Source organism: Limibacillus sp. MBR-115, from assembly GCF_040549425.1.
GTDB lineage: Bacteria > Pseudomonadota > Alphaproteobacteria > Kiloniellales > CECT-8803 > Limibacillus > Limibacillus halophilus.
In genome coordinates this window covers 226,267-252,598 of record NZ_JBEPTJ010000002.1, presented here as the reverse complement: position 1 = coordinate 252,598, position 26,332 = coordinate 226,267, and the positions used below count along the sequence as shown (strand labels likewise).

27 protein-coding genes and 2 tRNA genes are annotated in these 26,332 nt (G+C 59.3%); 5 read left to right on the top strand and 24 right to left on the bottom strand.

The window, feature by feature from the left end; all coding sequences use genetic code 11:
* Positions 1 to 36: 36 nt before the first annotated feature.
* Positions 37 to 666 carry a hypothetical protein gene (locus ABIE63_RS04810; RefSeq protein ID WP_354503280.1) on the top strand — a complete coding sequence of 210 codons (630 nt, stop codon included), beginning with the start codon at positions 37 to 39 and terminating at the stop codon, positions 664 to 666.
* Here ABIE63_RS04810 and ABIE63_RS04805 read toward each other — a convergent pair.
* The 13 genes from ABIE63_RS04805 to aroA all read right to left on the bottom strand — a co-directional run bounded on the left by ABIE63_RS04805 (position 663) and on the right by aroA (position 14,359).
* A complete protein-coding gene (locus tag ABIE63_RS04805; protein WP_354503279.1) occupies positions 663 to 1,994 on the bottom strand; it encodes a folylpolyglutamate synthase/dihydrofolate synthase family protein in 1,332 nt (443 codons plus the stop codon). The genes ABIE63_RS04810 and ABIE63_RS04805 overlap by 4 nt on opposite strands.
* A complete protein-coding gene (accD, locus tag ABIE63_RS04800) occupies positions 1,969 to 2,946 on the bottom strand; it encodes an acetyl-CoA carboxylase, carboxyltransferase subunit beta (protein ID WP_354503276.1) in 978 nt (325 codons plus the stop codon). Before accD ends, ABIE63_RS04805 begins: the two co-directional genes overlap by 26 nt.
* Before the next feature lie 45 nt (positions 2,947 to 2,991).
* Positions 2,992 to 3,837 (bottom strand): tryptophan synthase subunit alpha, encoded by an 846-nt coding sequence (gene trpA, locus ABIE63_RS04795; RefSeq protein ID WP_354503275.1) that lies wholly within the window; start codon positions 3,835 to 3,837, stop codon positions 2,992 to 2,994.
* 25 nt (positions 3,838 to 3,862) lie between these two features.
* The gene (trpB, locus tag ABIE63_RS04790) at positions 3,863 to 5,083 is read right to left on the bottom strand and encodes a tryptophan synthase subunit beta (protein ID WP_354503272.1); all 1,221 of its coding nucleotides are present in this window, start codon (positions 5,081 to 5,083) and stop codon (positions 3,863 to 3,865) included.
* Between the two features lie 100 nt (positions 5,084 to 5,183).
* On the bottom strand, positions 5,184 to 5,831 hold the full coding sequence (locus ABIE63_RS04785; RefSeq protein WP_354503698.1) for a phosphoribosylanthranilate isomerase: 648 nt from the start codon (positions 5,829 to 5,831) through the stop codon (positions 5,184 to 5,186).
* A 78-nt stretch (positions 5,832 to 5,909) separates the two neighbouring features.
* Entirely contained in the window at positions 5,910 to 6,734 is an 825-nt protein-coding gene (locus tag ABIE63_RS04780) for a hypothetical protein (RefSeq protein ID WP_354503270.1), read from the bottom strand.
* Positions 6,731 to 7,453 (bottom strand): orotidine-5'-phosphate decarboxylase, encoded by a 723-nt coding sequence (pyrF, locus tag ABIE63_RS04775; protein ID WP_354503269.1) that lies wholly within the window; start codon positions 7,451 to 7,453, stop codon positions 6,731 to 6,733. Before pyrF ends, ABIE63_RS04780 begins: the two co-directional genes overlap by 4 nt.
* A gap of 75 nt (positions 7,454 to 7,528) precedes the next feature.
* Complete coding sequence (locus ABIE63_RS04770; protein ID WP_354503267.1) at positions 7,529 to 9,283, bottom strand: sulfotransferase; 1,755 nt, start codon at positions 9,281 to 9,283, stop codon at positions 7,529 to 7,531.
* A 69-nt stretch (positions 9,284 to 9,352) separates the two neighbouring features.
* On the bottom strand, positions 9,353 to 9,712 hold the full coding sequence (locus ABIE63_RS04765) for a LapA family protein (RefSeq protein WP_354503265.1): 360 nt from the start codon (positions 9,710 to 9,712) through the stop codon (positions 9,353 to 9,355).
* 88 nt (positions 9,713 to 9,800) lie between these two features.
* Positions 9,801 to 10,079, bottom strand: a complete 279-nt coding sequence (gene ihfB, locus ABIE63_RS04760; protein ID WP_183414824.1) for an integration host factor subunit beta — start codon at positions 10,077 to 10,079, stop codon at positions 9,801 to 9,803.
* A gap of 311 nt (positions 10,080 to 10,390) precedes the next feature.
* A complete protein-coding gene (gene rpsA, locus ABIE63_RS04755) occupies positions 10,391 to 12,223 on the bottom strand; it encodes a 30S ribosomal protein S1 (protein ID WP_354503264.1) in 1,833 nt (610 codons plus the stop codon).
* A gap of 148 nt (positions 12,224 to 12,371) precedes the next feature.
* A complete protein-coding gene (gene cmk, locus ABIE63_RS04750; protein WP_354503262.1) occupies positions 12,372 to 13,031 on the bottom strand; it encodes a (d)CMP kinase in 660 nt (219 codons plus the stop codon).
* Positions 13,031 to 14,359 carry a 3-phosphoshikimate 1-carboxyvinyltransferase gene (aroA, locus tag ABIE63_RS04745; RefSeq protein ID WP_354503259.1) on the bottom strand — a complete coding sequence of 443 codons (1,329 nt, stop codon included), beginning with the start codon at positions 14,357 to 14,359 and terminating at the stop codon, positions 13,031 to 13,033. The genes cmk and aroA overlap by 1 nt, the downstream gene beginning before the upstream one ends.
* A 300-nt stretch (positions 14,360 to 14,659) precedes the next feature.
* On the opposite strand from aroA, the gene ABIE63_RS04740 reads away from it, so the two are divergent.
* Together ABIE63_RS04740 and ABIE63_RS04735 are read left to right on the top strand one after the other, a co-directional pair.
* The gene (locus ABIE63_RS04740) at positions 14,660 to 15,160 is read left to right on the top strand and encodes a TIGR02300 family protein (protein WP_354503257.1); all 501 of its coding nucleotides are present in this window, start codon (positions 14,660 to 14,662) and stop codon (positions 15,158 to 15,160) included.
* Between the two features lie 107 nt (positions 15,161 to 15,267).
* A tRNA-Ala gene (locus tag ABIE63_RS04735) sits at positions 15,268 to 15,343 on the top strand.
* A gap of 77 nt (positions 15,344 to 15,420) precedes the next feature.
* Here the strand turns inward: ABIE63_RS04735 and ABIE63_RS04730 are convergent.
* Positions 15,421 to 16,932, bottom strand: coding sequence for a glycosyltransferase family 87 protein (locus ABIE63_RS04730; protein ID WP_354503255.1), 1,512 nt, complete (start codon positions 16,930 to 16,932; stop codon positions 15,421 to 15,423).
* A 284-nt stretch (positions 16,933 to 17,216) separates the two neighbouring features.
* Between ABIE63_RS04730 and ABIE63_RS04725 the strand changes: the two genes are divergently transcribed.
* Together ABIE63_RS04725 and ABIE63_RS04720 are read left to right on the top strand one after the other, a co-directional pair.
* Positions 17,217 to 17,669, top strand: coding sequence for an Hsp20 family protein (locus ABIE63_RS04725; RefSeq protein ID WP_183414818.1), 453 nt, complete (start codon positions 17,217 to 17,219; stop codon positions 17,667 to 17,669).
* A gap of 40 nt (positions 17,670 to 17,709) precedes the next feature.
* A complete protein-coding gene (locus ABIE63_RS04720; protein ID WP_354503253.1) occupies positions 17,710 to 17,928 on the top strand; it encodes a DUF1150 family protein in 219 nt (72 codons plus the stop codon).
* Here ABIE63_RS04720 and ABIE63_RS04715 read toward each other — a convergent pair.
* From ABIE63_RS04715 to ABIE63_RS04670, 10 genes are all read right to left on the bottom strand, one after another.
* A complete protein-coding gene (locus tag ABIE63_RS04715; RefSeq protein ID WP_354503251.1) occupies positions 17,915 to 19,054 on the bottom strand; it encodes an NAD(P)/FAD-dependent oxidoreductase in 1,140 nt (379 codons plus the stop codon). The genes ABIE63_RS04720 and ABIE63_RS04715 overlap by 14 nt on opposite strands.
* A gap of 125 nt (positions 19,055 to 19,179) precedes the next feature.
* Positions 19,180 to 19,644: a PTS IIA-like nitrogen regulatory protein PtsN gene (gene ptsN, locus ABIE63_RS04710; protein WP_183414815.1), complete on the bottom strand. Its 465-nt coding sequence runs from the start codon at positions 19,642 to 19,644 to the stop codon at positions 19,180 to 19,182.
* A 23-nt stretch (positions 19,645 to 19,667) separates the two neighbouring features.
* On the bottom strand, positions 19,668 to 20,267 hold the full coding sequence (gene raiA, locus ABIE63_RS04705; RefSeq protein ID WP_354503249.1) for a ribosome-associated translation inhibitor RaiA: 600 nt from the start codon (positions 20,265 to 20,267) through the stop codon (positions 19,668 to 19,670).
* A gap of 150 nt (positions 20,268 to 20,417) precedes the next feature.
* Positions 20,418 to 21,758: an RNA polymerase factor sigma-54 gene (gene rpoN / locus ABIE63_RS04700; protein ID WP_354503247.1), complete on the bottom strand. Its 1,341-nt coding sequence runs from the start codon at positions 21,756 to 21,758 to the stop codon at positions 20,418 to 20,420.
* Between the two features lie 5 nt (positions 21,759 to 21,763).
* Positions 21,764 to 22,588 (bottom strand): LPS export ABC transporter ATP-binding protein, encoded by an 825-nt coding sequence (gene lptB / locus ABIE63_RS04695; protein WP_183414812.1) that lies wholly within the window; start codon positions 22,586 to 22,588, stop codon positions 21,764 to 21,766.
* 92 nt (positions 22,589 to 22,680) lie between these two features.
* Positions 22,681 to 23,526 (bottom strand): LptA/OstA family protein, encoded by an 846-nt coding sequence (locus tag ABIE63_RS04690; protein WP_354503245.1) that lies wholly within the window; start codon positions 23,524 to 23,526, stop codon positions 22,681 to 22,683.
* Positions 23,523 to 24,212 (bottom strand): LPS export ABC transporter periplasmic protein LptC, encoded by a 690-nt coding sequence (gene lptC / locus ABIE63_RS04685; protein WP_354503243.1) that lies wholly within the window; start codon positions 24,210 to 24,212, stop codon positions 23,523 to 23,525. The genes ABIE63_RS04690 and lptC overlap by 4 nt, the downstream gene beginning before the upstream one ends.
* Positions 24,213 to 24,267: 55 nt before the next feature.
* A complete protein-coding gene (locus tag ABIE63_RS04680; RefSeq protein ID WP_221205696.1) occupies positions 24,268 to 25,269 on the bottom strand; it encodes a KpsF/GutQ family sugar-phosphate isomerase in 1,002 nt (333 codons plus the stop codon).
* A gap of 193 nt (positions 25,270 to 25,462) precedes the next feature.
* Positions 25,463 to 26,077 (bottom strand): ribonuclease D, encoded by a 615-nt coding sequence (locus tag ABIE63_RS04675; RefSeq protein ID WP_183414808.1) that lies wholly within the window; start codon positions 26,075 to 26,077, stop codon positions 25,463 to 25,465.
* Between the two features lie 123 nt (positions 26,078 to 26,200).
* A tRNA-Leu gene (locus ABIE63_RS04670) sits at positions 26,201 to 26,287 on the bottom strand.
* Positions 26,288 to 26,332 lie beyond the last annotated feature (45 nt).

The following is a 26,332-nucleotide window of genomic DNA, read 5'->3' as shown; positions in this document are numbered from 1 at the left end:
ATTTTGTCTTTTTTTAAGATTTTGAGTTGTGGGAGAGTGCGACCTAGCGTCCTCCTTACAGGCTTTTTCGTTATGTTCGCGGTGTTGCTTCTAAGCGCACCCGTCCACGCGCAGGTTCCTCCGGAAAAGCCGACGCCGCCCGCAATCAGTAAGCCCATGGCCGTTACCGTTTATGGGGGGCGGCTTTTGAACGGTAATTTCTCCCGGTTGTTCTACGACCCTTTCAGTGCGGATGCGTTGAACACGGGGTTGGTCGCAATAACAGGATCCTACCGAGTTCATCGTTTTGACTTCGGCCTCTCGTTTGAAGTCGAGGCGGGCGTTGCGCAGCGGTTTGGGGACGAGGACCTGACCGAAATCTGGGCGGCCGCCGTTGCACGCTGGGACCGCTTTCCGTGGAACGACTACGTTTATACGACGCTGGGCGTTGCCTTCTGGGGGCCGAACTATTCGACCAAGATTTCGGATCACGAGCAGAGCCGCAACAGCGGCAAGAAAACCCATTGGATGAACATGTTCTCGCCCGAAGTCACTTTCGCTCCGCCCGACCAGAAGGACCTCGAGCTGGTCCTCCGCCTACACCACCGGTCGGGCGTATTCGGTCTCTACAACGGAACCGACAGCGGCTCTACCTTCTGGACCGCCGGGGTGCGTTATCACTTTTAGGCCGAAAGGTCCGGCAATTCGTTCAGGGCCAGAACACGTCCGGCCAGATATAGGGATCCGCAGATAAGAACCCGGCCGGGCGGCTCGGAGCTGTTTGCTGCGGCCTTGGTGAGGGCCCGAAGCGCGTCCGGGACCGATGGGAAGGCCGTGGCGTCAAATCCCGCTTCCCTAGCGAAGGTGGCCGCTTCTTCAGCGCTCAACGAGTTTGGTTCGCCGGGAATCGCGACTGCTTGCAGGTTATGGGCGCTTTTTGCCAAAGGCGCTAGGAAGGCCCCGGCGGCCTTGGTGTTCAGCATTCCATAAATCAGGTGAAGCGGCTTGTCCGACCAGGCGCCCAGTGTTGCGGCCAAAGCTTTCCCGGCGCTTTCATTGTGTCCACCGTCAAGCCATAGCTCCCAGCCGTGAGGCAACAGCGAAGCCAAGGTCCCAGCCGTTATATGCTGCAGCCTTGCGGGCCACTCCGCTGAAACCAGCCCAAGTCCCCGTGCTGAAGCTGAAATCTCAAATCCCTGCTTTTCCAGCAACCGGGCAGCCATGAGCGCGACACCCGCATTCTCCGCCTGATGTGTACCGTAGAGGTTGGGCCGCGGTACGACCTCCTCAGTGCCATTGCAGGTAAAGACCAAGCCTTCGCCGTGAGACTCGATCTTCCAATCGCTACCGAAAGCATGCAGTGGGGCGGCGATAATCTTTGCGTGGCGCGCGATGGTCTCCATCGCCAACGCGGGTTGTGGCCCAATCACGGCGGGAACGCCCGGCTTTAGGATACCGGCCTTCTCGAAGGCGATGCTTTCCAGTGTCGTACCCAGGTACTGCATATGGTCCAACGATACCGGTGTAATGATGGAGAGCGCTGGATGAGACACAACGTTGGTCGCATCCAACCGACCACCCAAGCCGACTTCCAGCAGGAGGATGTCTGCGGGCTCCTCCGAGAATGCGAGAAAGGCGGCTGCGGTAGTGATTTCAAAGAACGTAATCGGCTCACCGCCATTGGCTTGCTCGCAACGCTCCAAAAGGTCCGACAGTCGTGTTTCGTCGATCAGCTTTCCGGCCAGGCGAATACGCTCATGAAATCGAACGAGATGCGGAGAGCTATAAACATGGACACTCAGCCCCGCCGTCTCTGCCATGGCGCGTAGGTAGGCGATGCAGGAGCCCTTACCGTTCGTGCCGGCGACATGTACGACGGGAGGAAGCGACCGCTCAGGATTCCCCAGAAGCGTAAGTAAGCGCTCCAATCTGCCAAGCGATAGATCGATTATCTTCGGATGTAGATGGAGCAGCCGCTCAAGGATGACGTCACTTGGAATCGTGTTCGTCTTCAAGATCTGCCTCGCTGCGCGCCGCCTTATTGGAATCCTTCATCTTCTTTTCCTCAGAAGACGATTTGCTCGCAGTTTTCTGACCTGACCCGGCACGTGACGCCTTTTCCGGCTTCATCAACAAAGAGAGGACGCGGCCTAAATCTTCCTTGAGCTCACGGCGATCCACGACCCGATCAACCATCCCGTGTTCCAAAAGATACTCGGCAGTCTGGAAATCGGGAGGCAGCTGCTCGCGGATGGTCTCTTCAATGACGCGCCGACCGGCAAAGCCGATAATGGCGCCCGGTTCCGAAAGCGTAATGTCGCCCAGCATCGCAAAGGAAGCGGAAACACCGCCAGTCGTTGGGTCGGTCAACAGCACGATATAGGGAAGCCCCGCCTCTTTCACCTGATCCAGTGCGATGATGCTTCTTGGCATCTGCATCAGGGATAAAATTCCCTCCTGCATGCGCGCGCCGCCCGACGCCGGTATCACCAGCAAAGCGGCTTTTCGCGAAACGGCCGTGCGCGCCGCGGTCAGCAATCCCTCGCCAACGGCCATACCCATCGAACCACCCATGAAGGAAAAGTCGAAACAAGCTATGACGGTGGGCAAGCCCGCGACCTCGCCGTGTGCAACGAGGATCGCATCCTGCTCACCCGTCTTGCTCTGCGATTCCTTCAGGCGGTCGCTGTATTTCTTACGATCACGGAACTTCAACGGATCAATATTGATCTTAGGCAGATCAACCCGGGTGTAGTCGCCGTCATCAAACAACATCGCCAAGCGGTCTTTTGCCGCGAGCCGCAAATGATGATTGCAATGGGTGCAGACGCGAAGGTTCTTTTCCAGTTCCTTATGGAAGATCATCTGTCCGCAACTTGGACATTTATCCCAAAGATTGTCAGGAACCTCGCGGCTTTTCACCAGCGCGCGAATCTTTGGGCGAACGTAGTTGTTGATCCAGTTCATGCTACCCCTTAAAGCCTTTCCGACACCCGGCTTAGCGCTTTTTGTCTACGAACGGCCGGACCGAACTCCTGCGGCCAAACCTTTGACGAAGTCTAGCACAGTATTGATCGTAGCTGGCTGTGCCTTGCCGTCTTCGTCGAGCGTGGCCTTGAGGCAGTCCACCAACGCGGAACCGACAACCGCAGCATCGGCAACGCGGGCGATCTCTCGCGCCTGCTCGGCGGTTTTGATTCCAAAACCAACCGCGACCGGCAGGTCGCTATGCCGCTTCAACCTGGCAACTGCCTCGGCCACGTCTGTAGCGGCGGCGGAGTGTGTTCCGGTAATCCCAAGGATCGAGACATAGTAGACAAACCCGCTGGTGTTCTGCATCACCTTTGGCAGGCGCTTCTCGTCGGTTGTCGGCGTTGCCAGCCGGATAAAATTCAAACCGGCTTTTAGCGCCGGAATACAAAGCTCGGCATCCTCTTCAGGGGGAAGGTCGACAATAATAAGACCGTCCACGCCGCTGTCTCTGGCTTCATTCAAGAAGCGTTCGTTGCCGTAGGCGTAAATCGGATTGTAGTAGCCCATCAGAACCAAAGGCGTTTCCTGATCTTGCTTGCGAAACCCGCGAACCATTTCCAGGGTCTTGGCAAGCGTCATGCCGCCCTTGAGCGCACGCAGGCCGGCAGCCTGAATGGCGGGGCCATCCGCCATAGGATCCGAAAAGGGCATGCCTATTTCAATGACGTCGGCGCCTGCCGCAGGCAGGCCTGAAAGAATGGCAGACGCAGTTTGCAGGTCCGGGTCGCCGGCCGTCATGAACGTTACGAGTCCGCCTCGATTCTCCGCCGCCAGGCTGGCGAAACGTTTGGTCAGGCGTCCGGAATCGGCATGGCTTTCGATCATAGCTGTCTGGCCCCTTTCCTGCGCTCTAGAGCTTAACGCCAAGGTGTTCTGCGACACTGAAGATATCCTTGTCGCCGCGACCGCAGAGATTCATCACCATGATGTGGTCGTTGCTTAGGCCGGGGGCGAGCTTCGAAACCACGGCTAGGGCGTGTGCCGGCTCGAGAGCAGGCAGAATGCCCTCCAACGCAGAACATAGCTTGAAGGCCTCCAGCGCTTCCTGGTCGGTGACGGCGAGGTATTTGACGCGCCCTTGTTCGTGCAACCAGGAATGCTCGGGCCCGATGCCCGGATAGTCGAGCCCGGCGGAGATCGAATGTGCGTCGAGGATCTGTCCGTCTTCGCTTTGCAGCAAATAGGTTCGGTTGCCGTGCAGAACGCCGGGCCGTCCACCGGTCAGCGACGCGGCGTGCTTGTGCGTCTCCAATCCAAGGCCCGCCGCTTCCACGCCGAACATCTGAACACTCGGGTCGTCAAGGAAGGGATGAAACAGGCCCATGGCATTGGATCCGCCGCCGATCGCTGCGACCAGACTATCAGGCAAGCGGCCCTCACCTTCCTGTTCTTCCAACTGCCAGCGTACCTCCTGCCCGATCACGGACTGGAAATCACGGACCATCGCGGGATAGGGATGCGGACCGGCCACGGTGCCGATGATGTAGAATGTGTCCTCGACGTTTGCGACCCAATCCCGCAACGCTTCGTTCATGGCATCCTTGAGGGTCCGGGTTCCCGATTTCACCGGCACGACTTCGGCCCCTAGCAACTTCATGCGAAAGACGTTGGGCGCCTGACGCTTGATGTCTTCCTCGCCCATGTAGACGACGCAGGGCAGATCGAAGCGCGCGCAAACGGTGGCCGTGGCCACGCCATGCTGCCCGGCACCGGTTTCAGCAATAATGCGCTTTTTGCCCATGCGCTTGGCGAGCAGCATTTGGCCCAGGCAGTTGTTGATCTTGTGCGCGCCGGTGTGATTGAGCTCATCGCGCTTGAAGTAGATCTTGGCGCCGCCCAGATGGTCGGTCAGCCGCTCGGCGAAATACAAAGGACTGGGCCGCCCGACATAATGCTTGAGGAAGTACTCGAACTCGGCCCAGAACCCGGCGTCATCCTTGGCGGCCTGATAGGCCTTTTCGACCTCCAAGATCAACGGCATCAAAGTTTCGGCGACGAAACGACCGCCGAAGATGCCAAAGCGCCCCTGTTCATCGGGGCCGGCGCGGAATGTATTGGGTGAATGAGACATGGTTCTCGAACTTTCCTAGATCACGCGGGCGCACTCTGCCGCAAGACGGAGATCGCTGCAAGACGCAGGCTACCGCCGGTTGCCGATCAAACGGCCGGATTCAAAGCGATCGGGCCTTTTGTAGGAAGAGGGCGATGCGCTCCGGATCCTTCTGCCCGGGTTTTACTTCAACCCCTGACGACACATCAACCGACCTTGCGCCGGAAACCTCAACGGCCTCGGCTAGGTTCTCCGGATTGATGCCGCCTGCCAGCATCCAGGGGCGCGGCCAACTTTTGCCCGCCAGGATACGCCAGTCAAAGGCGACGGCATTGCCTCCTGGAAGCGCATCGGCCTTGCCTTTTGGCGCCTTAGCATCGAAGAGCAGCCTGTCGGCCACCGGCAGGTATGCCTCGACGCCCGCGAGGTCTTCGGGAACCGAGATCTTCAGGGCCTTCATGACGGGCCGGCCGTAACGCTCACGAATGTCGGCGACGCGGGCCGGCGATTCATCGCCATGCAACTGAATCATATCCAGCGGAACGGCGCGGGTAATGCTGGCGAGAGTATCATCGTCCGGATCCACAAACAGCCCTACGCAACCCGCCCGCCCCGCAGCATGGCGGGCCAATTCGGCAGCCGTCGCCGGTGTGATCGAGCGGGGGCTGGGTGGATAGAAGACGAAGCCGATGTAACGCGCGCCGCCCTTCAGCGCCGCGTTCACGGAAGCCGCGTCCCTAAGACCGCAAATTTTTGCCTCTATAGCCATGGCGCATAGGTAATGCAGCAAACCCCATCCGTCCAGTGGTAGAGAGGGGTTCCCGGGCTGATCGGCCCAAGCATGGCCCTACTCTGGCGAGACCCAGCCACTGATCTGGCGGAAGGCGACGGAGAGCGTGGAGATGAAGGGCAGCACCATCAAGAGCTGGGCAAATGAAAAAAGTAGGATGACCGAAAGCGGCAAGCCATAAGGCTTGGCCGGATCGTGCCCCAGGGTATCGGCCAACATGGCCGCTACCATCAAGGTGACTAGAACGACGGGAACACTGGTCATCAACGCCACGATGAAGATGCGAAGTGTCTGGCCTTTGGTCTGGCGCCAGGAATCGCCCAGACCGTAACGCTCGCCCAATGCGCTGGCTGGAAAGACGAAGCAAAGCCTCAAATAGACGGCCGCCGAGGCTGCGAATGCCAATGCCAGAATGATCGGGAAGGCGGCGTCGGCCAGCCCGGAATCGCCAAGCGCTGCGATCAGCAAGGAGAGCGGCGTCGTCACCAGGAGTACGGACAGAAAGACGATAAGCCAGACGACCCAGAACCAGATGTAAAACGCCAAGTAGGGGCGCCCGACGCGCGGAAGCGATCCCGGCGCCTCGCCCAGCAACTGGAATCGGTGCCAGGTCACGGCGGCCAACGTCATCGGCAGAACGGCCAAGGGTAGTGCAAAAAACCGCGCGGGATCGTCGAGTGGCAGGTCCTTCTGCAGCACAGCCAGGAAGCTGGTCAGTAGCGCGGGCAGAAAAAGCGTCCGCAAGACCGCGCCGGGATGCTTGAAGATCGATGCGAAGACGGCCCGAACGGCTGCGCCGATATCCAGGTTTGCAACGGGCCCGGGCGGCGGTCCGGCATGGCCTGAGGAACGATTTGAGGGAGCGCCGGGTGACAAACTCATACCGCTTCCAGTTCTGCGCGAATACGTTTGGCCGCGCTGGCGGGGTCGGGGTCACCGGTGATGGGACGCCCTATGACCAGATAATCGGCACCCGCTGCGACGGCTTCCGCGGGTGTCATGACCCTTTTTTGATCACCGCTCGCGGCCCAGGAGGGCCTTATTCCAGGGACGACCAATGCGAAATCCGGACCGCATGCCTTGCGCAGGATTGTGATCTCCTTGGGGCTGCAAACCACGCCGTCAAGACCACTTGCCTTGGCCAGCTTGGCCAAGCGGACGACCGCCTCCGCGGTGTTGCCTTGCTGGCCGATCTCCGCCAGATCGGCATCGTCCAGGCTGGTCAGGACCGTCACGCCCAGCACCAGCGGTCGATCCATCTCCAAATCCTCTGCCGCTTCTCGGGCCGCTTCCGCGGCGGCCTCCATCATCGCGCGGCCCCCCGAGGCATGGACGTTCAGCATTTGCGGATGGAGGTGCAAGGCTGCCCGTACGGCGCTGGCAACCGTGTTCGGGATGTCATGGTATTTCAGGTCCAGAAACAAGGGATGGCTGCCAACGCAAGCGCGCACGCCGTCAGGTCCGTGGCTGGTGAAGAATTCCTTGCCAATCTTGAAACCGCCAACGCTCCCGCGAAGATCGCTGACTAGCGCCGCAGCGCGTTCAAGGTCTTGGGTGTCGAGTGCGACCAATACGCGCTCATGGGGCGTGAGACGGCTCATGCTACTTCTCCAGGCCGGTTGCAGAACTCAATGATGGCGCTTGGGACCCTGGCATGCCCGTCAGGGGAATTGCTGTCAAGCCTCCTCGAGTGTCTCCAGATAGGGCAGTAACGGGCCGAGGTGCTTTTCGTAGCGCTTCCACCGACCGAGGCTTGATTGATAGACGGGTTGGCGGACCTGCCAATGGCTGGCGGTCTTTACCTCGTGCGACGCCTCGTGGTGGCTCAAAACGGCCGGGTCCCAGGGCAGATCTAGGAAAGAGAGCAAGCGTCTTGCTTCGCGTTCGGTGTCCTCCACCAATGCTTCGTAATCAAGGTCGAACATCGGCAGGGGCAGCACGTTTTTCCAGTGCGCCATGAGGCGACGGTAATCCTGATAAGCCGCGCCTAACTCTTCAAGGTCATAGGCGAAGGGTAAGTAGCCACCGAATGACTGGAAAAAGATCGACAGGCAAGTGTCGGCTGGGTCCCGTCGGCAATGTATGATGCGCGCGCCCGGTAGCACCAGCGCTATCAACCCCAACCTTTGGAAGTTGTGTGGCATCTTGTCGATGATTCTCTCGGCCTCAGGTCCGGCCATGGCGACGACATGATCCAGATAAGCGGCGCCAAGCGCTTCGGCCTCCTGCGCCACGAGCGTCAAGGGGTCCTGGGGAGCATGTTTGGCGATCCGGCTCATGGCCCGGGCTTCCCCGACACCGACAACGGACGGATGGGCCGCCAGAATCTGCTCCGTCAAGGTCGTTCCCGAACGCGGCATCCCGACCACGAAGACCGGTCTGCGGTCCATTGCGCCGATACCCTGCTTCGCCTTGAAAAGGGCGGCATCGTAGCGTGCTATCAGATCTTCGTTCTCGGCGCGCGCCTCATTTCGGTCGTACTGATACTCCGGCCGCCGGAGACGATTGCCCTCCGCATAGAAGGCGAAGGCGGAATCATAGTTGCCACAATCGGCTTCTGCTTTACCGAGCGCAAAGGCCAGGGCATGTCTGTCGTCTCCCTCGGGACGCGCATCCTGCCAAAGGCGATGCATTTCCTTTAGCAGAGGGTCATCGGCCTTAAACTTCTGTATGTGAGCGATCCGATTGATCGCCGGATAGGTGTGAGGATCAATCGCCAGCGCTTTGCGCAGCAATGTCCCGGCTTCTTCAAAGGCTCCGAACTGCTGGGCAAGGCCGCCGCATTTGGTCAGGAGGCGGGGGTTGTCGCCGAACCGGGCGACGGCTTCCTTGAGCAGCCTCCAGGCGGCTTCATCCTGATCAAGTTCGACCAGCACGTCTGCCAGCCCTTCCCAAGCCGTTGCCAGTGACGGGTCGCCCTGCAGCGCGGTGGTGAAGGCGTCGTGGGCCTCCTGGAACTTCTGGAGCTTTAGCAGGCTGTTGCCGAGATTGTTGTTGAGAGCCGGGTGGGCCGGGAAATGCTCAAGGGCCGACCTGAACTGGCGGACGGCCTCTTCATGTTCGCCGCTCTTGCCCAGAAGCTCGCCTAGATTTGCGCGCGCGGCCACAAAGTTTGGGTCAAGGGCAATTGCTTTTTCAAGCTGAACGCGGGCCTTCCCCGTTTGGTCAAGAGCCAGCAGGATTTGCGCCAGGGAACGGCGAAAGGCAGCGTTGCTCGCCTGTACGGCAACGGCTTCCTCCAGAACTTTCAGGCCCTGTTTACTGCGCCCGGTCAGATGCAGAACGGTCCCCAGAAGATGCAGCGCGTCTGGATTTCGGCGGTCCAGCTTGAGCACCTGACGATAGAACCCTTCGGCTTTCTTCAAATCGCCGGCACGCTGCAGAGCCGCGCCCTTTTGTAAGAGGGTTCCAATCTTGCTCTGGTTCATCATGGGCGCAGTTTTAGGCTCCGGGTCACGAATGGCGGGTTCTGTTCGGGCGTTGCGGGGAAGCGCCTTCGATCAGGCGCGCAGGCTCGTAGCTTGGGCTTTGGGAAGGGCAGCCGTCGCCGAGGCAGTTGCAGGGCCGGTCGTATCTTGCTCTTGTTCCCGCTTCAGGCGGGCGACCTCGGCATTCAGTGACCGGACTTGCCGCTCTGCTTGGCGCGCCCTTTTACGGCTGGCGCCTGACGAAACCCACATCGCCCCTGCGCCAATCACAAACCCAAGAATAAGCGCCAGTATCATGACGAGATACAGTGGACCGGATAACGATAACTCAAGCGGCCAGACATCGATCTCTACGACCTGACGGTTCGATAGCACAAAGACCACGATAAGTATCGTGACCGGAATGGTTATGATCCAGGATATCCGCTTCACCCTAGGCTTTCCCGCTTCAACTCAATGACGCCCAAAGCTAGCAGGCGAGCAGCGTCTTGGGTAGAGCCCTTACCAGAAACCGCTTTTACTAATCGTTCAAAAGTTCGCGGAGCTGTTTGCCTGTCTTGAAGTAGGGCACGGCCTTGGCATCGACCTTAACCTTGTCTCCGGTGCGCGGGTTGCGGCCAATACGTGAGTCACGTTGCTTGATCGAGAACGCCCCGAATCCTCGCAATTCGACGCGGTCGCCGCGTGTCAAAGCTTGGGTGATTTCCTCGAAAATAGTATTGACGATGCGCTCAACGTCGCGGTGGTACAAATGCGGGTTCATTTCCGCGATACGCTGAATCAGTTCCGATTTCGTCATGCTGGCGTCTCCCCTGCCAGGTGCCGCCCGATGACGGGCGTGCCTCCCTTGATTCCCTTATTATCGGCTTATCTGGAACGACCCCCAAAATCCGCTCCAACAAAGCTTATTCAGCGACGCTGCCAGAGCGGAGCCGCACAGTCAACCCTAAGTACTTCTTTTGGAAGGATTTTCCCAAAATACAACGTGGTTTCTCCGATATCGTGGCTCCTATGGAACAGGGAAAGAAAAGGCCCCGTTCCATCGCTGGAAGGGGGCCTGATCTTCAACGGGACATCACAGCACCGGATGTAACCCGGTCGCCGTATGCCTTAGGCGTCGCTCTCGTCCTCGCCTTCGGCCTTCTCATCAGCCTTATCGTCAGCTGCGTCATCGGCCTTCTTGGCCTTCGTTGCGGCTTTCTTCGGCTTTGCGGCGGCCTTCTTCGGCTCTGCCTTTTCTTCGGCACCCTGCTTGGCCTGTGACAGAGCGGCCCCGAGGATTTCGCCCAGGGAAGCGCCGGAATCGCTGGACCCGTAGGTGTCCATCGCTTCCTTCTCTTCCTCAATCTCACGCGCTTTGATCGACAGCGAGAGCTTGCGGCTCTTGCGGTCGACGTTGGTGATCTTGGCATCGACCTTCTCGCCAACGGCGAAGCGGTCGGGGCGCTGATCGCTACGGTCGCGTGCCAGGTCGGCCTTGCGGATGAAGCCGACGGCTCCGTCTGCGATGGCAACCTCGACACCGGCGTCGTTCACTTCGGTAACCGTGCAGGTGACGACATCGCCTTTCTTGACGCCTTCGACGGCGCTTGCGAAAGGATCGCTCTCAAGCTGCTTGATTCCGAGGCTGATCCGCTCCTTGGTGACGTCGACGTCCAGGATCTTGACCTTGACCATTTCTGCCTTGGTGAAGTCCTGAATGGCGTCTTCGCCGGACTTTTCCCATGACAGATCGGAAAGGTGCACCATGCCGTCGATGTCGCCGGGAAGGCCCACGAACAAACCGAACTCGGTGATGTTCTTGATCTCGCCTTCGAGTTCCGTGCCGACCGGGAAGTTGTCCTGGAAGGACTCCCATGGATTGTCCATGGTTTGCTTCAGGCCAAGGCTGATACGGCGCTTCTGCTCGTCCACGTCAAGCACCATCACTTCGACCTCCTGCGAGGTGGAAACGATCTTGCCTGGGTGGATATTCTTCTTGGTCCAGCTCATCTCGGAGACGTGCACAAGACCCTCGATTCCGGGTTCCAGCTCCACAAAGGCACCGTAGTCGGTGATGTTCGTGACGCGGCCGACGAACTTCGTTCCGACCGGGTACTTCGCGGCGACGCCTTCCCAGGGATCAGCCTCAAGCTGCTTCATGCCCAAGCTGATACGCTGTGTTTCGGAATTGAAGCGAATGACCTGAACATCGACGGACTGGCCAATGGCCAGGACCTCGGAAGGATGGTTGATACGCTTCCAGGAAATATCCGTGACGTGCAACAGACCGTCGACGCCGCCCAGATCAACGAAGGCGCCGTAGTCGGTGATGTTCTTGACCACGCCCTGCAGGACCTGGCCTTCCTGAAGATTGGAAACGACCTCGGCGCGCTGCTCGGCGCGGGTCTCTTCCAACACGGCGCGGCGTGACACCACGATATTGCCGCGGCTGCGGTCCATCTTGAGAATCTGGAACGGTTGCGGCGTGCCCATTAGAGGGCCGACATCGCGCACCGGGCGGATATCGACTTGGCTGCCAGGCAAAAACGCCACGGCGCCGCCCAGGTCGACGGTGAAACCGCCCTTGACCCGGCCAAAGATTGCGCCGGTGACGCGCTCGGCGGCCTCAAAAGCCTTCTCGAGTTGGTTCCATGACTCTTCCCGGCGGGCCTTCTCGCGACTCAGCATGGCTTCACCGTTGCGGTTTTCCATGCGTTCGAGATAAACCTCGACCTCGTCGCCAGGCTTTAACTCGGCCTGCTTTCCGGGGCTGCTGAATTCCTTGAGCGCGACCCGGCCTTCCGATTTCAGGCCGACGTCAACCAGAACGTCGTCGCCTTCGATGGAAATGACGGTCCCGCGCAGCACGCTGCCTTCCAGGCGCTCGGTCTCACCGAGGCTCTCGTTGAGCAGTGCTGCAAAATCTTCTTTTTTGGAGGTGTCGCTTGCAGTGTTGGCCATTGTGAAATGGCTCCTTTTGGAACAAATCGCAACTATTCGGGCCTACCGGTTTTTCCGGCGGTCTTCCCGGCTTCGTTCCCGCAAAGGCTTTTGCGGGGGGAACGGTCGGGCGGTCGATCGAACAGCTAACGCGTTACGGAACCCTTTCCTATGTTCTTCGTGCCGGCTCGCGGGGTTCCATGCGCGAGAGCACAACAGCAAGAGCCTTTTCAAAAACGGCCTCTATGCTGAGATCGGTCGTATCAAGAAGAACGGCATCTTCGGCTGCGACAAGCGGAGCAGCGGATCTTTCGCTATCCCGGCGGTCGCGTTCATGCATTTCTTCCAGAACGCGGGCGTATATAGCCTTCTCGCCGCGATCTAGCAACTCTTTATGGCGTCGGCGCGCACGTTCTTCTGCGCTCGCCGTCAGGAAAAGCTTGGCTTCGGCCTCCGGGCAGACCACCGTGCCAATGTCCCGGCCATCTAAAACCGCACCTTCCTTGTTCCCTGGCGGCCGGGTGGCGAAGCTTCGTTGAAAGTCGAGCAGAGCTTGGCGCACGGGAATAAGAGCCGCGACTTTACTGGCGCCTTGCGACGTGGTTTCGCTGCGTAGGTCCGCGCGTGTCATATCCGCGGGAACCAAAGCACGAGCGACGGCCGTAGCGGTCTTCTCGTCTGCTGGATTACCGCCTTCGCTCAACACACGCGAAGCGACAGCGCGATAGAGCGCGCCGGTATCGAGATAGGCAAAGTTCAATCGTTCGGCAAGCCGCCGCGCCAAGGTGCCCTTGCCCGCACCGGACGGACCATCAACCGCGACGATCATCAGGGAGCTCCCGTGGTGATCCGGGCGCCGAGATTGTTCATCAGATCAACGAACCCGGGAAAGGAGGTGTCGATTGGCGATCCATCGTCGATACGGACCCCTTTTTCACTGATTGACCCAAGCACGAGAAAGCTCATGGCGATACGGTGATCGAGTTCCGCTTCGATAAGGGCGCCGCCGGTCACGGACCCACCGGTCCCGACGACCGTGAGCCAGTCCTCGCCCTCTTCCGTCGTAACGCCGCAGGCCTCCAGGCCGCGCGCCATGACAGCCAGGCGGTCGCTTTCCTTGACCCGCAGTTCGCCCAGCCCCTGCATCTCCGTACGTCCCTCGGCGGCAGCGGCGGCAACTGCCAGGATAGGGTACTCGTCAATCATGGACGCGGCCCTTTCGGCAGGAACGCAAATTCCTTGTAGCTTGGAGGCGCGGACCAGCAGGTCGGCCACCGGCTCTCCAGCCGCATCACGCAGATTCTCGATAGTGATGTCGCCGCCCATTTCACGAAGAACCTCGATCAGGCCGATGCGCTGCGGATTCATGCCGACGCTCGGCAGCCGCACTTCCGACCCTGGGAGTAAAAGGGCTGCCACCAAAGGAAAGGCGGCGGAGGAAGGATCCGCAGGCACCGCCACAGAACAGCCTTTCAACTCCGCCTGACCGACGAGCGTGATTCGGGTCCCGTTATCACTTGGCTCAACGGTAAGCTCGGCGCCGAAGGCGCGCAGCATACGCTCGCTGTGATCGCGCGTCGGCGTGGTTTCGATGACGCTGGTGTTACCTGCAGTATTCAGACCCGCGAACAAAATTGCCGATTTGACTTGTGCCGAGGGTACGGGAAGCGTGTATTCCACCGGAATCAAGGCGTCGCTACCGATCACCGTCATCGGCAGTCTGCCGCCTTCGCGCGTTTGGAATTCGCCGCCCATAGCCCGCAGCGGCTCGATGACGCGCCCCATGGGCCGCTTGCAAAGAGACGCGTCCCCGGTGACGACGGCGGTCAGTGGATGGCTTGCAAGGATGCCGGATAACAACCGCGCCGACGTGCCTGAATTGCCGAGATCCAACACACTCGAAGGCTCACGCAAGGATCCCACGCCCCTACCCAGAATGCGCCAGCTACCATCGGCTTGCCGCTCGACCATCGCACCCAGTTCACGCATGGCCGCCGCTGTCGCCATGACGTCCTCGCCTTCGAGCAGGCCTGTCACCGTGGTTTCCCCCAGAGCCAAGCCACCCAGCATTAGCGCCCGGTGTGATATTGATTTGTCACCCGGCACACGTGCGTCACCCTTCAAAGCTCCTGCAGGCGCCGCGTTCAACATCGTCATTTCCCGTCAAGCCTTCCTGGCAGGCGTCCCCGCCGCATTCATGGAAAGGATGGGCCGTCTAAAGCCTTGATTTAAGCGCTACCGCGCTCCCGACCTCTGGCCGGCAAGCTGTACCCGGAAAACGCCAATCCGACAAGCTGCCCGCGACAGGTTGTGCGGAAGGATGGATTTATCTTTTGACAGCCGACGGAGATCATGGCAATTGGCCAAACTATCCGGGGCGTAAAACCGCTGGCAGCGAATGCCGGCCAAGCCGTGTCGGGAGCGTTCAAAAGAGACTGAGTTAAGGAGGGTATCCTCGTGGCGAAAGCAGATTGGGGAACCAAGCGAGTGTGTCAGTCGTGTGGCACCAAATACTACGACTTCAGCAAGACGCCAATCGTCTGCCCCAAATGTGAAACGGAGTTTGATCCCGACGCGTTCTTGCGCGCGCGCAGAGTCAAGCCGTCGACACCCCCGAAACCGAAGGCAAAACCGAAGGTGAAGGATCTCGACGACGAAGAATCGGATGAGATCGATGATCTCGAGGATGACGAGGACGAAGGCGACCTTTCTTTGGATGAGCTCGCGGAAGAAGAGCTCGACGACGATATCGCGGACGAGGACGAGGATGATGTCGAGGGCGGCGGTAAGGTGAAACCGACCCTGGACGCCGAAGATCCGGTCGATGACGAAGACGACGAGCTGGATGATGGCGATCTCGACGACGACGACCTTTTGGCTGACGCCGACGAACTCGACGACGGCGACCTCGAAGATGATCTGGACATTGACCTGGATGATGAGAAAGAGGAACGATGAGCCCGCAGACGCTCGCCGGAATTTTTTCGCTTGAAGTGCGGCCTCACGCCCACTAGTTTCCGTTTCTCCCAACCTGTGGACCCCCGGTTCGCAGGCGTGAACCATAGGGGGCTGTAGCTCAGTTGGGAGAGCGCTACAATGGCATTGTAGAGGTCGTCGGTTCGATCCCGTCCAGCTCCACCATCAAAACCCCCGGGCCAAACCCGGGGGTTTTGTTGTCTCTGAAACGCTCCGGGCGCACGGCCGGATTGCTCGGTGGGTTATGGCAATGCCAACTTGCCGGACGTTGGAGGCGTCGCACCTCGCGTATCCCGGCCATCGGATTCTATGATTTCGTCATCACTGCTTTGCTCATCACTCTGATCTGCGGCGCCAGTATCCTGTGACGAGGGCGGTTCAAGTTCTTTGCTCTTGGACAGATGCCGGCTGCGACGAAGCAAAGCCGAGGCTTCGCGTTGACACAGCCCAGCGATCGTCACTGCAAGGATGATCAGGGCGTAGGTGTCGAATGCCGGATAGCCGAACCACTGGATCAGGCTGTCGTTGTTTTCAGCGCGCAGCACAGGGTAGGGCATCGCACAAAGTATCCAGGCAAGCAGGATACGCTCTCGCCAGCGCCAATCGCGCGGTCGGCGGGCGCAGGCCTCCAAACCGATACAGAAAGCCGGTAGCAGGAGAACGAAATTATGGAGCCATCCGAGCGGCGACAATAAAAGCGCCAAAGGTAGGCACAGCGCGAAACCTTGGTCGAAGATGGGTTTCGCGCGCTCCGTACCAAGTTTCTGTTCGATCGAAGTGACCATGCGGCCGAACTTCCACAAGGCCCGAAGGGCAAAGATTGTTGCGGCGAGGATCAGTAATGGCGTCAACCAGGCGGCCTCAATCAGCGGCGCGTTGGCGGAGTTTCCAAATAGGGGCGCTAGAAAGCCCACCAAGGACCCGTTCCAACCCGCCCCAAACCAGTTCACCGCTCCGAGTGCCGTAAAATAACCCTGCAGCACGGCGATATCGATGATGACGGCAGGGATAAACAGCCCAACAAGCGTGGCCAGTATCGCGGTTGCCAGGATGCGCAGGCGACCTAGTGAAAGCAGATAGAATGCAAGGACAATGAGTGCGGGCATTAGCGATACGGCTAGACCGAGCGCAAATCCAGCACGCTCGTCGCGGCCATCGCGGGCCCAGCCCCAACCCAGCGTCAAGAACAGCAGGGTGACGAAACCAGTTTGTCCGATGACCAGGGATACCCACGTTGGATAGAAGAAAATCGTCGCCGAGAGCAACAACGCAAAGCGGTGCGGCCCGGCTTGTAGGTTGGTATCGGTATGAAATCCCCCGAGACGCTCTTCAATCAGCAATAAGCTCGCTATGCCCGCCAGAACGGAAATGGCGACCCAGATCAGGAATGCCGTCGCCGCCTCAAGGTGTGCGAAAGGCGCTAGGAGCAGGAGCACCGTTGGAGATTCCAAGGTCTCATGCCGACCGGCTGTCGTGCGCGAGATGCTGGTGATTTGTTGGAGGTACTCTGCTTCGGCCAGGGGGGCGCTGTAAGGGTCCTGACCGGCAAGCATCTGTGTGCTGGCCAGGGTAAGGCGCATAAAGTCCGTGGTCCAAGGGGCCTGCAGGCTCGATTGCAGCGACGCGACGTAACCCCAGGCCGCAATTACCGTAAACATACCTACGATCAGGTAAAGAAATGGCCGTCGCGCGGTGGCCACTTCCGCCATCCGGGCTCGCTTACGGCTATCCTGACGTCCAGTAAGCACGATCACGGCTTGCTCTGGCTCCTCTATTTGCCGGCCCCCACCCCCTAATTCTGATGGGTTTTTGCCGATCTATAGAATTAGTCCAAGATTTCTAACAAAAGCTTAACAATGCCAATTTGAGGGCAATCGGATCGGACCTTGACCCGTTTAACCGGCTTCACCATCTTTTATTAGTCACCGCCGGTATGGGGTGACAATCGGTTGCTGCGTAGCGGACGCTGGTGCGTCGCCATAATCGTCAGAGCCGATTGGACCCACATCCTTGCTCATGCGGAGGAGGATTTTAGACTATGTCGCGCTTATCCTTATTTAATAGCCCGTTGTTGCTGGGATTCGACGAGTTCGAGCGCACACTGGACCGCATCAGCAAGGCGGCCGGGGACGGGTATCCGCCCTACAACGTAGAACAGGTTGGCGAACATCGACTTCGCATAACGCTGGCCGTTGCCGGATTCCAGCCGGATGAACTGTCAGTCCAGATAGAGGACAAACAGCTTGTGATCCGTGGAAAGCAATCAGATGACCAGGAGCGCATCTATCTGCATCGAGGCATTGCCGCCAGGCAGTTCCAACGCAATTTTGTTCTGGCCGAGGGGATAGAGGTTACGGGCGCCACGCTCGATAGCGGGTTGTTGCACGTAGAACTGTTGCGCCCATTGAGCGAGCCCGAGGTCAAAACCATCGAAATCAAGTCGAATCCGAAGACCAAGCCGCAGACGATCACAGGCAAGGCAGCGGAATGAGCGAGCGCTCACGAAGACGGCTAGAAAAGGAGCGTGAGATATGAGAATGCAATCGGAATCCAAGCCAACCATGTCGCAGCACGAGCTTGCCACCCTTGGGCTTGAGTTTATTGCTTACATGAAGCCGGTGGTGGTCGAAGGGCAGCCGTTGGTTGCCATTCACTCCGCCAATGGCGAAATGGTTGGTCTTGTACCCACGCGCGAAGCGGCGTCCTTGGCAATTCGGGAGAACGAACTGGAGCCGGTTAGCGTTCACTGACTGGATCGAGAAAGGATCCCAGTCCGGTAAGCTTCGGCAATCCCAGGCGCTTGTGAAAATAGATTTGCCGCGCCAGCCAAACGAACGGCGGCGTTTCGAGCAGTAGATTCTGCGCCAGATCAGGCGGTGCCCGGTCTGCAATGAGACGCAAAAGGCGTTTGAAGGTAAAATTGGATAGGCGCCGCGCCATTATGCGTGACGGCTCGAGCCCTCCATCTTCGAGGTAATCGGCGACCGCCATTCCGGCTTGCCGCCCGCTGTCTAAGGCGAGATGTATACCGCCTCCCGTGAGCGGCGACACCCAGCCCGCCGCGTCGCCGATCAGCATGACTTGTTTTGCCGCGAAAGGCGAAATGGGGCCGCCAGTTGGAATGATACCGGCGCGGCGGCCCACGGTCTTGGCTTGTGAAACATCGGCAAGGCTCTCAAGCTTTTTCATGATAAGACCCCAACGGTCTCGCGGCCGTTGCCCCCGTGGATCGCGAAAGGCCATTCCCACTTGCGTGACGCCGCCCACACCGGGTACGGCCCAGGCGATGTATCCTGGCGCTAGCCGGCGGTCCAGAAAGCAATGGAGAGCATCATCACCGATGCCGCTCAGGCCAGATACATGAAGCTCCATGCCGGTGAGCCAGCGGCGGTTCCGAGCGAGGCCGAAGGCTTTGGCAACCTGCGAGCGGGCGCCGTCGGCCCCTATAAGATAACGGCAGGTAAGCGGTATTTCGCCTTCAACAAGCAGGCCGCCGCGTTGGTATCGCGCAGTTTCGAACACGCGGCCGGGAATAATATCAACCCCGCCGTCCCGGGTGCGCTGGGCCATCCAGCGTAACAGGGCGCCGGTTTCGGTGGTCAGGAAGTAGTAGCCCGGTGCAGATAGCGCCAGTCGCTTCATGCTGGGGGCATAGAGAAGAACGTCGTGAATCTTATGAACCAGCGGTGCGGGCGGGCACAGCAGTTCAGCGGCCTCCTTCACCAGAATTCCTGTGGTGTGAGGTCGCGCACCCGGTTCCTTCTGCTTTTCGAGAACGGCTACCTGCTGCCCACGTTGAGCCAACGCCCGGGCGGCCGATAGCCCGGCGAAGCTGGCGCCAACAACAATCACATCATAGTCTCGACGCCATTTCATGGATAAACCTGCCTTGCGTCCTTTGGAAAGGGCGCAAGGTTGGCAGGCGTGTGTGTCGTCAAGAAGGCCCGCTTAGGGCTAAACCGGGACGCGATCTTTTCGTGCTGCTACCGGCGTTGACGAAGCTAGGCGGCTTCGCTGCCTTCGGGCTGCGACAGGATCGCGAAAAGGCCATCACTGGAATCGGCTCCACGCATCTTCTCGCAAGTGCCCCTGTCGCGTAAGATCCGGCTGACTCTGGCGAGGGCCTTCAAGTGATCGGCGCCAGCGGTTTCCGGTGCGAGCAACACACAGATCAGATCGACAGGCTGTTCATCGATGGAATCGAAGTCGATCGGCTGCTCCAATCTGGCGAACAAAGCGTAAAGACGATCGAGATCGGGAAGCTTGCCATGCGGGATGGCAATGCCGTTTCCGACGCCCGTTGTCCCTAAGCGCTCACGTTCTGTCAAAACTTCAAAAATCGCCCGTTCGGGGCGCCCTGTAAGCTGTGCCGCGCGTTTTGCAAGCTCTTGCAGGGCTTGCTTTTTGCTGCTCACGCGCAGGTTGCAGATTACACTATCGGGGCCAATCAGCTCAGTGAGCTCCATGGTTCGCGCCTTTGCTATAAAGGTTATTTCGAGCCATTTCCCTGTGGGTCGATCCATCCGATGTTTCCGTCTTCACGGCGGTGGACCATATTCAGACCCCCATGGCTGCTGTTGCGGAATAAAAGAGCGCCCAAATCACCCAGATCCAAACGCATTACCGCCTGACTCACGGTCAAGGTCGGAACTTCCGTCGTCATTTCGGCGACAACCAGCGGCAAATCCTCTGCCACCTCGTCGCTGCCGTTCTTTCCGATAGACTCCTCGGCCTCGTCGCCAAGAAGAATGTAGTGCTGCGCCTGCAGCGTTTCCGTTGCTTCGCGATCCGTTCGACGATGGTCGCGCAGCCGCCGTTTGTGGCGCCGCAGGCGTTTGGCCAAGTGCTCAGCCGCCGCATCGAAGGCGGCGTAAGGCTGATCAGCCTCGGCCGTACCGATCGCATCGACCTCGTGACCAATATGCGCGGAGATGGTCACCTTGAAGAGGTGTGCCTCGCGGGAGATGGTCACCGCAGCTTCGATTGCATCACCGAAGTACTTGTCGAGAATAGTGTCTAGCGCCTCCTCGACGTGCTTGCGAAAAGCATCGCTCACATCGACATGACGGCCCTGTACAGAGACTTGCATGACGTTTCCGGATTGTGGTGTTTGGCTCTCAGCAAATGAGGGTTCCAATGCTCCCCCTCCAAACGAGGCCGCGAACATAGGGGCGACCTTTCGATGAGTCAATACTAAGCGCTGACTGGCCCCTCTGGTCAAGCCACAGTGCTCGATTCTTTACGATTGAGTTGTTCTCATCCTCTTCTCCCTTCGCCGCTGGGGCGCGCTTGGAATCCGCAGTAACTCTCGATATTTGGCAACGGTACGCCGTGAGATCAAGATACCGTCAGCACACAAGTGCTCGGTGATGGCGGCATCAGAAAGAACGCTATCGGGTCGTTCCTCCTCGACCAATCGCCTTAGCCGCGCCCGGACTGCCGTCGCTGAGATCGTCTCACCCTCGCTTTTTAGCCGTGCGGAGAAAAAGAAGCGGAGATCGAACAATCCCCGCGGTGTCTCAACGGTTTTGTCGGCGACGGAGCGGCTGACGGTTGATTGGTGAAGCGCGAGGACACCGGCAATCTCCTTCAAGGTCAAGGGTTGGAGGACCTCAGGGCCTTGATCCAGGAAGAGGGCTTGCCGTTGGAAGATAGCTTCCGCGACGCGCATCAGCGTCCGCATTCGCTGATCCAGCGCGCGGGTCAGCCATCGGGCATGGCGCAAGCGCTCGGCTAGATAGTCCTTGTCCCGGCGTCGCTGCGCCGCGCTTCTGATCTCGCGTACGTAGCTTTCGTCAAGCAGCACGCGCGGCAATACGGCGTCATTCACCCTGATCTGCCAAACTCCGTTGAGCCGTTCCACCAATAGATCAGGCGGCGGCGTAAAGCGCTGCGGCGGCTCAAAATCACTCAAGGGTTTCGGGTTCAAGCGCCGAAGCGCCGTGACGAGTGGCTTCAGCGCCGAAGTATCGAGGCCGCAAGTTTTTTCCAGGGCCATGTAATCGCGTTTCGCCAGGAGGGAAAGGTTATCCAGCAATCTATCGGCGGCTGGCGACCAGTCGTCCCGCTCCTGCCATTGAAGGCGTAGGCACTCACCCAGATCGCGTGCGAAAATACCGGTTGGTTCTAGTTTTTGCAGGCGGCTTAATACACTTTCTACGTGCTTTGGGGTGCAAGAAAGATGGGTCGACGTGTCCCGCCAGTCCGGCATCAGGTACCCGCGTTCATCCAGGAGCGTCATAAGGTGAAACGCTATGGCGCTATCCCGTGGTTCGCTGAACGAAAGCCTGATCTGTTGGGTCAGGTGGCCGTAGAGCGTAGGCGTGTCGGCAGCATTATCTTGCCAGTTGGAGGTATCTTGCGTCTGCCCACCCCACGATTCCCGACGTGTACCGCCGCCGCTTGATCGTTTTGGCAGAGCCTGGCGGAGAAAGGGGTTCCCCTCAACTTGGGCCGCGACAAAACCAGCGATCTCGAGGTTGTTCATGCGCAGCAATTCGACCGATTGGCGCATGCGGGGCGTCATTGCAAGCTGCTGACGCTGGCCTTGGGTGAGTGAAAGGGATTGGCGCGTCGCCATTCCGATCAGAGGCTGAAGCGGTCACCCAGGTAGACGCGTCGCACATCCTCGTGTGCCACGATCTCCTCGGGCGCGCCTTCCATAAGGACCTGCCCTTCGTGGATGATGTAGGCCCGGTCGACCGTGCCGAGTGTTTCCCGGACATTGTGATCGGTAATCAGGACGCCGATACCGCGGTCTTTGAGGTGCAACACAAGCTCTCGTATATCGTTGACCGCGATGGGGTCGATGCCCGCAAGGGGTTCGTCGAGCAGAATGAACTCCGGGTTGGACGCCAGCGCGCGAGCGATCTCAACGCGGCGTCGCTCACCGCCCGAGAGGGCCAGCGCGGAGGTCCGACGCAAATGAGTGATCGAGAATTCGGCAAGCAACTCCTCCAACCTAGCCTCCCGAAGGTCGCGACTGGGTTCGACGACTTCAAGCACCGACCGGATGTTCTGCTCCACCGTCAGGCCACGGAAAATAGACGCCTCCTGAGGCAGGTAGCCCACGCCTAGCCGGGCGCGGCGATACATCGGCAAGGTGCTGATATCCAAGCCGTCCAACATCACCCAGCCACTGTCCGCCGTGATCAATCCGGTGATGATGTAAAAACATGTTGTCTTGCCGGCGCCGTTTGGGCCCAGCAGGCCAACCGCCTCGCCGCGGCGCAGCGAAACGGAAACGTCGCGTAGAACGGGGCGTTTCTTGTAGCTTTTTCCGATGTTGACGGCTTCGAGGCCGGACCCGACCTCCGATCCAACCCGCGATCCAATCTCTGCGGCGCGCGCTTCTGGTGCCTCCGCGCCGTTGCCGGCCTTGCCTGCGGGACTCTCGTGCCTGTCCGTCATTCGTTATCCCGTTCTTTTTTACCCGGCCCGCCGGGCCAATTTTATAACCTCAAGGGCACAGGCAAGCACAGGGTGCCCGGCCGGCGCTCAGTTTACTGAGTCCCGCTGGGGGCGGAACCCGGAATCAACAGACCCCGAACCTGGCCGGAGCCACTGGCCGAGCCTTTGAGTTTGCTTACCCCGGTTGCCAGATTGACCTCGGCGAAGCCCCCGTTCAACTGGTTGCCGTCGCTGGTAATCCGAACATTCCCCTCGAGTGTGGCAAGCTCATTGCGCGCGTAATATACGCCGCTATCGCCGCGCGCGAAATCCTTCGGTGTAGAGACTCTGACGTCGCCCTCTGCCTCTACACGGTCGATCACCAGATCCTTGCCTTCCTTGCCATGCTCGCTGGCTTCGACCAGGAAAGCCCGTAACAGGTCCGCGGCGACCCGCTGATCTCCCCTCACCACTGTTGCGTCGCCACGAGCAACGGCAATTTTGTTGGCCTCGTCGTATTCCAGGCTCTCCGTGGCCGTGATCAACTCGCTCTCTGTCTTCAGGGAAACGTCCGACCCGGATATGATGATGCTGTCCTTCTTCAGGTCGTAGACGGCTCTGTCGCCCTTGACCTGTTCGCGGTCCGTCGTAATACGCACGTTGCCGCGCGCCTCGATACGATAGATCTGGCTCGCGACCTGAACCGTTTTATCGTCGCTCGCCTGATAGTAGGCGATCAGTTCGTCGGCTCGAACCTCGGTGCTGCCTTGCGCCGCGCGCGCGTTGCCGCGGGCGATATACTGCTTTTGGTCGCGGTTCCACTCAATGCCTTGATCGGCGGTGATTTCCAGAGGGCCGCTCTGGCCGCCCAGCCCAAAGCTCTGTGCAAGCGCATCGCCGGCCGTCAGGAGCAACAGGCCTATCAAAAGTCCCCAGGCAGTCCGAAGTGGGCCAGTCATTTTTTCTCGCTCTCCCCAGTGTCATAGAGAATCACACGGCTCTTCCCCAGCAGGAAAATACGCGCGCCCTCATCCAGCAGTCTAAACCCCTCTCCCGTCAAGTTACCATCCGGGCCATGGCCTTCCACGGGCGAGTTACTAAAAGCTGTACCAGCTTTGATCCCAACCGACACCTCCTCGGTCGTCATGACGAAATCGTCTTCGTGGTTGAGATTCACCCGGCCTTTGAGATCCATGGTTTGCCGGCTTTGGTTGTAGACACCGCTTTGCGCATCAATGGTGACCCACTTGCCGTTCTCAAGCATCAGCTCCGCTTTGGGATTGTCGAGGTCGACAACCTCGTCGTTATCCGGCTTCTGGGTTGCCAAATCCGCGGTGACACTGAAGGGTCGATTCTCCTTGTCGAAGCCCTGGTACTGCGGATTGATCATCTGGCGGCTATTGAGATCGTCCGCGGTTATCCTTATCGACGGAAGGGTAAAGCGAGAATCGGAATCCCAGAACTGTGGCCAGACAACAATGAGCAAAACCAGGCCGACGGCGACGATCGGCAGGGCCAGCTTCATGAAGATGACGAAAGAGCTGTAACGGTTGCCGGGCGCATGGCGTCGCGGCGCCGAGTGCGCGTCCGACTGGTTCGCGCCAACTCGGCTATTAACAGGAAATCTGTTGGCGGTTTCGGCCAAGTCTCGCTGATGCTCCTTACTATGAACCACCGGGCTTTGAGTGGCGGCTTAGTTGTCAGGCGACGCCTGCGCGCAAGCAGTCATGCATGCGCACGATACCGATGGGACGATCGTCGCCCACCACGAACAGGCTGGTAATCAATCCGCGGTTCATCACGCCCAGCGCTTCTGCGGCAAGCGCCTCCTTGCGGATGGTCTTGGGCGCGGCTGTCATCACCGCACCGGCGGCTTGCGATAACAGCGCATCGCCCATATGGCGGCGCAGGTCGCCGTCGGTAATGATGCCTGTGAGACGCCCGGCATCGTCGACGACGCCGATACAACCAAAAGTCTTCGTGGTCATGGTCACGATCGCCTCGCTCATGGGGGTGTCGCGGTTGCAAAGCGGCAACTCTTCGGGACCATGCATGATGTCGACGACACGCACCAACTTACGGCCCAGGCTTCCGCCCGGATGCAGAACATGGAAGTCATCCGCCGAGAAACCCCGTCGGTCAAGTAGCGCGACCGCCAAGGCATCGCCCAGCGCCAGCATCAAGGTTGTCGATGTCGTCGGCGCCAATCCCATCGGGCAGGCTTCGGCTGTCTTGGGAAGCAGCAAACAGGTATCCGACTGTTCGGCAAGCTGGGAATCGGCGCGCGCGGTCATGCCAATTAATGGAATGCCGAACCGCCGCGTAAAGGCGATAATGTCAGTGAGCTCCGCCGTGTTGCCCGAGTTGGACAGCGCCAGGACCGCGTCACCCTGGGTTATCATGCCAAGATCGCCGTGGCTGGCTTCGCCGGGGTGTACAAACAGCGCCGGTGTCCCCGTGGAGGCTAGGGTGGCGGCAATCTTGCGTCCGATATGGCCGCTCTTACCCATGCCGGTCACCACTAGGCGACCGCTCAGTTTATGCAGAAGATCCACGGCGTCCGAAAAATGACTATCCAGGGAATCGGCAAGGGCGCGCAGTCCGTCGCATTCCGTGTGTAACACGCGGCGGGCTACTTCCAGATCGCCCTCGCGTGCGGCCGTATCACCGTTGTCCGCTTGATTGTGCGGCTCACTATTCATGTTGGTTCCGTTCGTCATATTGTTTTTGCGCATTCGGATGTCCGTGACGCCACGTTGCCCGTTGCGCAGTTCTGGCGCCAGCTTACTCCAAGCACGGCGGCTAGGCGAGATTTAGGCCGTTGGCCGTAGATTCCAATGCTTGATTGCAAAAACGAGGGGTCGTGAAGTCGGTTTCTCGGTTATCCAATGCCGTTCAAGCGTGCGCGAAAACATCCACGTCGGGCCAACCGGCAAGATCAAGCTCAGCGCGCCAGGGGAGGAAATCGAAACAGGCTTGCGCGAGCGCCGCGCGATCGTCGCGCCGCAACATCGCGTCCAGGTGTTCCCGCAAGGCATGCAAATGCAGGACGTCAGAGGCCGCATAGGCGACTTGGGCGTCATTCAGTTCGGCAGCACCCCAGTCAGATGACTGCTGTTGCTTGGAGATCTCCACGCCAAGAATATCGCGGCAAAGATCGCGCAGGCCATGGCGGTCCGTGAAAGTACGCACGAGCTTAGAGGCAACCTTGGTGCAGTAGACCGGTCGGCAGGTTACCCCCAGGTCGCGACGCAGAACGGCAAGATCAAAGCGCGCAAAGTGGAAAATCTTGGTTACGCCAGGGTCGCCCAGCAGTTTCTTGAGATTCGGAGCGTCGTATCGTGGCTCGGGAAAATGCACAAGGTGTGCTGTCCCATCGCCCGAAGACAACTGTACGACACAAAGTCTGTCACGATTGAGGTTCAAGCCAAGGGTTTCCGTATCCACCGCCAGGCTGTTTCCGAAGTCTAGCCCTTCCGGGATATCGAAGCTGTGAACAGTGACCGACATGGGCGGGTTTCCCCCTCGACAAAGCCCCAACAGGGTCAAGAGACTAACATTCGCAGCGAGATAGCGAAATGAAAACGCCCCTCAATCGGGCTATCCTGAAGGGGCGTGACGAACTCTTGTAATTGGTGCCCAGGAGAAGACTCGAACTTCCACGACCTTTCGGCCACAGGTACCTGAAACCTGCGCGTCTACCAATTCCGCCACCTGGGCATCTAGCGAGGCAGGAAGATGTTCAAGGGCGGCGCTTCTGTCAAG